Source organism: Micromonospora sp. WMMD961, from assembly GCF_029626145.1.
Taxonomy (GTDB): domain Bacteria; phylum Actinomycetota; class Actinomycetes; order Mycobacteriales; family Micromonosporaceae; genus Micromonospora.
This window is the reverse complement of sequence record NZ_JARUBJ010000002.1, coordinates 80,117-87,500: the sequence shown is the minus strand read 5'-3', so window position 1 is coordinate 87,500 and position 7,384 is coordinate 80,117. Positions and strand designations below refer to the sequence as shown.

Here is a 7,384-nt window from a genome sequence, read left to right as displayed (position 1 = left end):
CAGGAAGGTAGCTGAGCCCGGCCGGTGGTTGTGCCGGGGTAAGCGTGTAGGCCGTGGTGTAGGCAAATCCGCACCACATGAAGGCTGAGACGTGATGCCGAGCCGATTCAGGTGAAGTCAGTGATCCTATGCTGCCGAGAAAAGCCTCTAGCGAGTTCTTAGCGGCCCGTACCCCAAACCGACACAGGTGGTCAGGTAGAGAATACCGAGGCGATCGGGCGAACTGTGGTTAAGGAACTCGGCAAATTGCCCCCGTAACTTAGGGAGAAGGGGGGCCGGAGACGTGAAGCCCCGCGCGGGTGGAGCGTTGTATGGCCGCAGAGAGCAGGGGGAAGCGACTGTTTACTAAAAACACAGGTCCATGCGAAGAAGTAATTCGATGTATATGGACTGACGCCTGCCCGGTGCTGGAACGTTAAGGGGACCTGTTAGCTCTTTGGGGCGAAGCGGAGAACTTAAGCGCCAGTAAACGGCGGTGGTAACTATAACCATCCTAAGGTAGCGAAATTCCTTGTCGGGTAAGTTCCGACCTGCACGAATGGCGTAACGACTTCCCCACTGTCTCAACCACAGGCCCGGCGAAATTGCAGTACGAGTAAAGATGCTCGTTACGCGCGGCAGGACGGAAAGACCCCGGGACCTTTACTATAGCTTGACATTGGTACTCGAATTAGCTTGTGTAGGATAGGTGGGAGCCGGTGAAGTCCATACGCCAGTATGGGTGGAGGCAATCTTGAAATACCACTCTGGTTGATTTGGGTATCTAACTTCGGACCGTTATCCGGTTCAGGGACAGTGTCTGGTGGGTAGTTTAACTGGGGCGGTTGCCTCCTAAAAGGTAACGGAGGCGCCCAAAGGTTCCCTCAGCCTGGTTGGCAATCAGGTGTTGAGTGCAAGTACACAAGGGAGCTTGACTGTGAGACTGACAGGTCGAGCAGGGACGAAAGTCGGGACTAGTGATCCGGCACTTGCGAGTGGAAGCGGTGTCGCTCAACGGATAAAAGGTACCCCGGGGATAACAGGCTGATCTTCCCCAAGAGTCCATATCGACGGGATGGTTTGGCACCTCGATGTCGGCTCGTCGCATCCTGGGGCTGTAGCAGGTCCCAAGGGTTGGGCTGTTCGCCCATTAAAGCGGTACGCGAGCTGGGTTTAGAACGTCGTGAGACAGTTCGGTCCCTATCCGCCGTGCGCGTAGGATACTTGAGAAGGGCTGTCCCTAGTACGAGAGGACCGGGACGGACGAACCTCTGGTGTGCCAGTTGTCCTGCCAAGGGCACGGCTGGTTAGCTACGTTCGGAAGGGATAACCGCTGAAAGCATCTAAGCGGGAAGCCTGCTTCAAGATGAGGTATCCCACCCACTTTGTGGGGTAAGGCCCCCAGCTAGACGACTGGGTTGATAGGCCGGAAATGTAAGCCCGGTAACGGGTTCAGTTGACCGGTACTAATAGGCCGAGGACTTGACTACTAAGCTGCTACGCGTCCACTGTGCAACTCTGAACGAGCGAACACCCGCGTGTGTGTGCCCGGGGTTGTTTGATATGTTCATAGAGTTACGGCGGTCATGGCGGAGGGGAAACGCCCGGTTACATTCCGAACCCGGAAGCTAAGCCCTCCAGCGCCGATGGTACTGCACTCGTGAGGGTGTGGGAGAGTAGGACGCCGCCGGACAAACTTTTCAGAAAGGGTCACCCCCATCGGGGGTGGCCCTTTCTGCGTTGGAGTGCAGTCGCGGAAACCTGGTTTCAGTGATGCCGAGGCATCCCGCAGCGCCGAATAGCCCGCACTCGCGGGCCCCCGCGCCGCTACGCCTGGCCCGTATCCGCTGTCCTGGCCGCAGGCGGGGATCGGGGCGGGTTTCCGGTCGAGATCTTGGAGAGTTTCCGTCAAGCGTGAACGGAAACTGTCCAAGATTCCGACCGAGGGCCGCTCTACGGGCGACCGGCGCGGAATACGAGCGCATCGAGGCCCAGGATTCCGTCCAGCGCCGCGCCCGGTGCGACAACGAAGACCTGATCGAACCGGCTTCACTGAAACCGCGGTATCCGCAGCTCGGTGACACCCCGACATGGACGAAACCGAGTCGATCATCCACCGCCAGGCCCGACGCACTTGGGCGGCCTGGAGGACCGGCGGATAGGGACGGACCAGGGACCGAACGGGCCTGCTTGTCGGCTCAAGTTGAGGGCGTGGCGAGGCCGGCGCGCGCCGAGGCCGACGACGCCCGGCAGCGCGAGCTTGTCGGCCTGCTGCGCGCCGGAGGCTACGGGAAACGCGCGGGACGACCCTTGCGACTCAGGAAGGCTTCGGGCCGCAGACGTAGCGGGGCTCCGCGTCGTAGCGCCAGGTGAACTTCTCCCGCTTGACCACTGCTCCACCCTTCTTGATGACCCGGAAGGCGTCCTGGGTGAAGCCGTTGATCCCGTTCGTCGCGATGCACGACGGGCCGGGTTCCAGGTGGATCAGCTTGGGCGTGGTGATGTTGCGGCGAGGGCCGTACTGCGTCTTCACGCTGTCGTAGATCTTCGTGCTCCAGATCGACACGGTGATCGTGCTGGACGTGTACGACGTGTCGATGAGGAGGCCGTACTCGGTGTTGTTGCGGAACTTGAAGTCCAGGTCCGGCCAGAAGATCGTCGACTCGATGACCGCCGGGTACCTGTCGAACCAGTACGAGTGCGGCTTGTGCTCGACGTCCTCCAGCCCGGCGTAGTAGGTCGCGTTGAAGAGCGTGGTGGTGAACTGCGAGGTGCCACCACCGACGCCCGGCACCAGTTTGCCGTTGAGGATGACCGGCGCGTCACGGTAGCCCTGGGCGTAGCCGCGTTCACCGGTGTGGCCGTTCAGGGAGAACGTCTTTCCGGGCAGGACGACCGTGTTGTCGACGTCCTTGGCGATGGTGACGATGTTCTGGCTGCGCGACGAGGCCAGGCCGCCGGTGAATCGGGTGGTGAAGGTGGACACCCGCTCCTTGATGCCCAGGCTGGACAGCTTCTCCGCAGTCAGCTCGGGTTGCGTCGGCTTCAGCTCGCCGGTCACCTCACGACCGTCCGACTTCGGTAGCACGGCCAGCAGGTCCTGACCCAGGGTCGCCGTGTCCAGTTGTTGACCGGGTCGCCCGTCGGTGACGGCGGGGCGGCCACCGGAGATGGTCATGGTGGCGTCCTTGGCCGGCACCTCGATGGCGTTCAGGTCGTCGCCGAGTGCGGCCCGCAGTCGCTTGACGTCCACCGACGGGGTCAGCTTGCCGGTCTTGTCGGCGGTGAACCGCAGGCTCTTCGCGATGGCGGCGGGTGGGACCTTCAACGAACCCTTGGTCGTGCGGAGGGTGACGGGCGCGGCGACAGCGGGCTTCGCCAGCTCGTTGACCAGCCGGTCCAGTTCCTCCGGGGTGGTCGTCGGGTGGCTCTCCACCAGCGGCACGGTGATCGGTGCGCCGGCCAGCCAGCCAGCGCGGACCACCTCGGCGGAGCGCTCCGGATCCAGGGCCAGCCCGGGCTTGGGCTGCACCACCTTCGGCGTGGTGCCCTGATAGGTGATCGCCGGCATGGTCATGCCCTGGGCCTGGTCGCCGAGGACCTTACGGAGGGCGTCATCCAACCGGCTCACGTCGACGGTGACCACCGGGTCGACAGTGCGAGAGCCGACCAGGCGGCTGACCGGGTGCGCGTCGGCCGCAGCCGCTGCCGCGACGGTCGCCGGCACGTCGACCTCCAGCCCCACGTCGGCCGGGTTGATCTCGGCGGTGCGGCCGTCGACGGTGACGCTCAGCGGCTTGGTGTGTGCCGCCGCCCGCCGGGCCAGCTCCGCCCGCAACGCCCGGTCGGCGTCCGCGCGGCTCCGGCCGCCCAGCTCGGCGCCGAGCACGGTGGTGCCGCGAGGAACATCTCCGGCGTACGCCCAGGCACCCGCACCTGCCACCGCGGCGAACACACCCCCGGTGACGCCGGCGGCGAGCAACATCCGCATCCGGCGGGGGCGGCGCGTGCTGCCCGCCGGCTCGCCGGGGCCGGGCGCCGTCACGGTGGCCGGCCCGTCGTCGGGCCAGGTGACCGCGGTGACCTGCACGGTGGGCCGGTCGTCGGCGGGCGGAGTCTTTTCGCCGTACAGCGTCACTGGTACCTCGATCGCCAGGGTGCCGCAGGAGTTTCCCACTCCCGGAGGCACCTACGGTAACGAATGCCCGGCGGTCCTTCGCGGCTACGCCCACCCAGTCCAGGTACGGCGTGTCTCCCGGCGTGTCGCACGACCGCGGGGTCGCTGCCGGCTGGGGGCCGGAGACGTGGCACGGTGGCCTCGTGGACACAGCGGAACGGGTGTTGGCGTACGGCGGCGGTTGGCTGGACCGGGCAGGTCCGCTGCGGACAGACCCGACCCGGGTGGACGCGCTGCTGGCCGAGCCGACCACAGTCGTGCTGCCGATGTGGCGGGACCGCTGTCTCGTCGACGGGGACGGCCCGGTGCGGCTCACCGCGGATCGGGCGTCGCTGGTCCGCTCCGCCGCCGGTGAGACCGTGTTCCTTGGGCTGGACGGGGACGTGGCCGTGTTCGCCGCGGACCTGTCCGCGTTTCCCGAGCGGTCCGCCGCCGAGATGGCCGGTGCGGCGCGTGCCGTCGACGTCCGGGCGCTGGTCGGGCGGCTTGAGCCGGGCGACGCGGCGGTCCAGGCGTACGCCAGGGGGTTGTTGCACTGGCACCGGCAGCAGCGGTTCTGCGGGACGTGCGGTGCGCCGGCCGTCGCCGGCGGCGGCGGGCACCTGCGGGCCTGCACCGGCGGGGAGTGCGGGCGGCTGCTGTTTCCCCGGATCGAACCGGCGATCATCGTGTTGGTCGAGGCACCCGGATCGCCGGGGCGGTGTTTGTTGGCCCGGCACGCGGGCGCACCCGAGGACGCGTTCTCGACGCTGGCCGGGTTCGTCGAGGTCGGCGAGAGCCTGGAGGACGCGGTCCGTCGGGAGATGGCCGAGGAGGCGGGCGTGACCGTCACCGACGTGACCTACCAGGGGTCGCAGGCGTGGCCGTTTCCGGCCGGCCTGATGGTCGGTTTCCGGGCGACCGCCACGTCCGACGAGGTACGCGTCGACGGCGAGGAGTTGTTGGAGGCGCGGTGGTTCACCCGCGCGGAGCTGCGGGAGCGGGTGGCGTCCGGCCGTTCGCTGGGTCGGGTGGACGCGATCGACCACCGCCTCCTGGAGGACTGGTTGGCAGGAGAGTCCTGACCGATCGGCCTGGTGCTACTCGGTAGTAAGTACACCTGTTCAGGTGTGTCGCCGGCCCGTACCCTTTGCGCTCATGCCGTCTTCGACCGGTCTGGTGACCGCAGTGAGTTCGCGTGTGGCGTCGCTCCTACCCGACCGGGTCGTCGCGGGAGCGATCCGGGCCGTCTATCCCCGGGTGGAGCCGGAACTCGCGTGCCTCGCGGAGTTCATGCCCGCCGGTGGCACGGCCCTCGACGTGGGCGCCTGGTACGGGCCGTGGACCCAGCGGATGCGCAAGCGGGCCGACCAGGTCGTCGCCATCGAACCGAACGAGACACTCGCGCGCAGCATTTCGAGTGCGTTCCCCGAGGTGCGGGTCGTCCGTGCGGTGGCGTCGGACCACGAGGGCAGCGCGGAGCTGTTCCTGCCGAAGGACGGTCCGGCTGTCGGCACGTCGTCCCTCGAACTGGCTGACGGCAGTTCGACGTCGGTCACCGTCCCACGGGTCACGATCGACGGTCTCGGCCTCCACGACGTGCGGTTCGTCAAGATCGATGTGGAGGGTCACGAGCTGTCGGCGTTGCGCGGTGCGGCCCAGACCATCGACCGGGACGGCCCGGTGCTGTTGATCGAGGTCGAGGAGAGGATCCAGCCGATCGCCCCGATCGTCGATCTGCTGGACGAGTGGGGCTACCGCGGCTACGTGCTGCCGGAGCGCGAATGGGTGCCGCTCGCCGACTTCGACATCCGGGGTAACCAGCGGGGCGCGATAGCGCGGGTCACCCAGAGCCTGGCCCGACGTGTCGTGCTTCCACGGCCGCGTTACGTCAACTCGGTGTTGTTCAAGCGCGAAGGCAGCTGACCTGGGCGGTCAGCCGACAGTCTGGTGTTCGACGGAGCTCGTCGACGAGGGCCGGTGCGGCACGTCCCGCCGTGCCGGCGTGCAGACCATCACCAGCGCGGTCGCCGCGGCGACGGCGAGAGCGCACCACATGATCCCCTGAAAGGTCCGTGGTGCGACGAGCATGGTCAGGACGGCCAGCACACCGGCGGCCACCCAGAGCGGCGCGGACGGCCACCGCGCGCCGGCCGCGATCTTCGCGTTGACCACCGCGAACACCAGGGCGTAGAGCGCTCCGGTGGCGGCGAAGAACGGGGCATACTCGCCCAGTTGCGCGTAGTCGACACCGCCGGCCAGGCGGAACGCGAAACCGCCGGCCAGGGCCGAGGCGATGACGAGGACGGCACCGCAGGCGCCGATGATCGCGAGCATGGTGGTGCGCAGGCGGCGATCACCGACGGCGAGGCGGGGCAGCGCCAACACCGTGATCACCTGAGGTGCCCAGAGCGCGCCCTTGGTGAGGACGGTGCCGACGGAGTACGCCCCGGAGTCCGCCGGCGACAACAGTTGGCGGGCGAAGATCAGGTCGGCGTACGACACCACGAGCATCGCCAGCGCGGCGGTGCCGGCGCTCAGGACCTGCCGGACCCGCAGGGCGGTCCCGACTCTCACGGGGTTGCCCCCGGTCGCGGGGGCCGGGCGGGCGATCCAGGCCAGCATCGGCAGGACGAGGTACGCGCTCACCAGGCCGGCGAGGAGCGTGTCCACGACGCCGGCGCCGAGGGCGAGGGTGACGACCATGCCGGCGTACCGCCCGACGGCGAACACGACCATCGCCCAGGCGAGGCGGACGAACCGCTGCTCGCCTTGTAGCTCACCGAGCCACCGGCCGGCCAGGACGACCGCGAAGGTCGTGGCGGCCACCAGTGCCACGACCGTCAGGGACAGCCGGAGGGCGGTCACCAGCAGTGGCGTGGCCACGACGACGGCGCCGGCGGCGACCGCGGCGGTGACGACTGTGACGCGCGCGGTCGGTGCGCCGGGCTGGCGGGCACGATGCACGGCTATTGCCATCTGCAGCCCCACGCCCGCCACCCCGGCGATCGCGACGAGAGCCAGCACGGTGGCCAGCACACTCAGCTCCTCGGCCGCCAGGTGCCGGGCGCCGACCATGGGAAGCAGGTAGGCCAGGCCGTTCGTCACCATCGCGGCGACCGCCACCGCCGCGCCGGCCGCTCCCAGCCGGCCCGGACCGGACCCGGCCGTCGTCTCTGTCATCGCGCCTCATGTCGGTTCGCCGGAGGGATCGGCTGTGCCCTGAGCCGAGCGACCTCGACGCGGTCA

At 67.7% G+C, this 7,384-nt stretch carries 4 protein-coding genes and 2 rRNA genes (1 of these 6 only partly in view); 4 read left to right on the top strand and 2 right to left on the bottom strand.

From position 1 onward, the window contains the following. A 23S ribosomal RNA gene (locus O7614_RS00500) occupies window positions 1-1,469 on the top strand (it extends 1,640 nt beyond the left edge of the window). 86 nt (window positions 1,470-1,555) lie between these two features. After that, a 5S ribosomal RNA gene (gene rrf, locus O7614_RS00495) occupies window positions 1,556-1,672 on the top strand. A 624-nt stretch (window positions 1,673-2,296) separates the two neighbouring features. Here rrf and O7614_RS00490 read toward each other — a convergent pair. Beyond that, window positions 2,297-4,117 carry a VanW family protein gene (locus O7614_RS00490; RefSeq protein WP_278136537.1) on the bottom strand — a complete coding sequence of 607 codons (1,821 nt, stop codon included), beginning with the start codon at window positions 4,115-4,117 and terminating at the stop codon, window positions 2,297-2,299. Window positions 4,118-4,299: 182 nt separating this feature from the next. Between O7614_RS00490 and nudC the strand changes: the two genes are divergently transcribed. Together nudC and O7614_RS00480 are read left to right on the top strand one after the other, a co-directional pair. Beyond that, complete coding sequence (gene nudC, locus O7614_RS00485; RefSeq protein WP_278136536.1) at window positions 4,300-5,220, top strand: NAD(+) diphosphatase; 921 nt, start codon at window positions 4,300-4,302, stop codon at window positions 5,218-5,220. Between the two features lie 103 nt (window positions 5,221-5,323). Further along, window positions 5,324-6,061, top strand: coding sequence for an FkbM family methyltransferase (locus tag O7614_RS00480; protein ID WP_278136535.1), 738 nt, complete (start codon window positions 5,324-5,326; stop codon window positions 6,059-6,061). 9 nt (window positions 6,062-6,070) lie between these two features. Here the strand turns inward: O7614_RS00480 and O7614_RS00475 are convergent, their stop codons facing one another. Beyond that, the gene (locus O7614_RS00475; RefSeq protein ID WP_278136534.1) at window positions 6,071-7,318 is read right to left on the bottom strand and encodes a polysaccharide biosynthesis protein; all 1,248 of its coding nucleotides are present in this window, start codon (window positions 7,316-7,318) and stop codon (window positions 6,071-6,073) included. Window positions 7,319-7,384 lie beyond the last annotated feature (66 nt).

What these genes read in the sequence shown, in the direction of transcription:
- O7614_RS00475 (WP_278136534.1), bottom strand. Translation starts at nt 7,318, where the DNA reads ATGACAGAGACGACGGCCGGGTCCGGTCCGGGCCGGCTGGGAGCGGCC.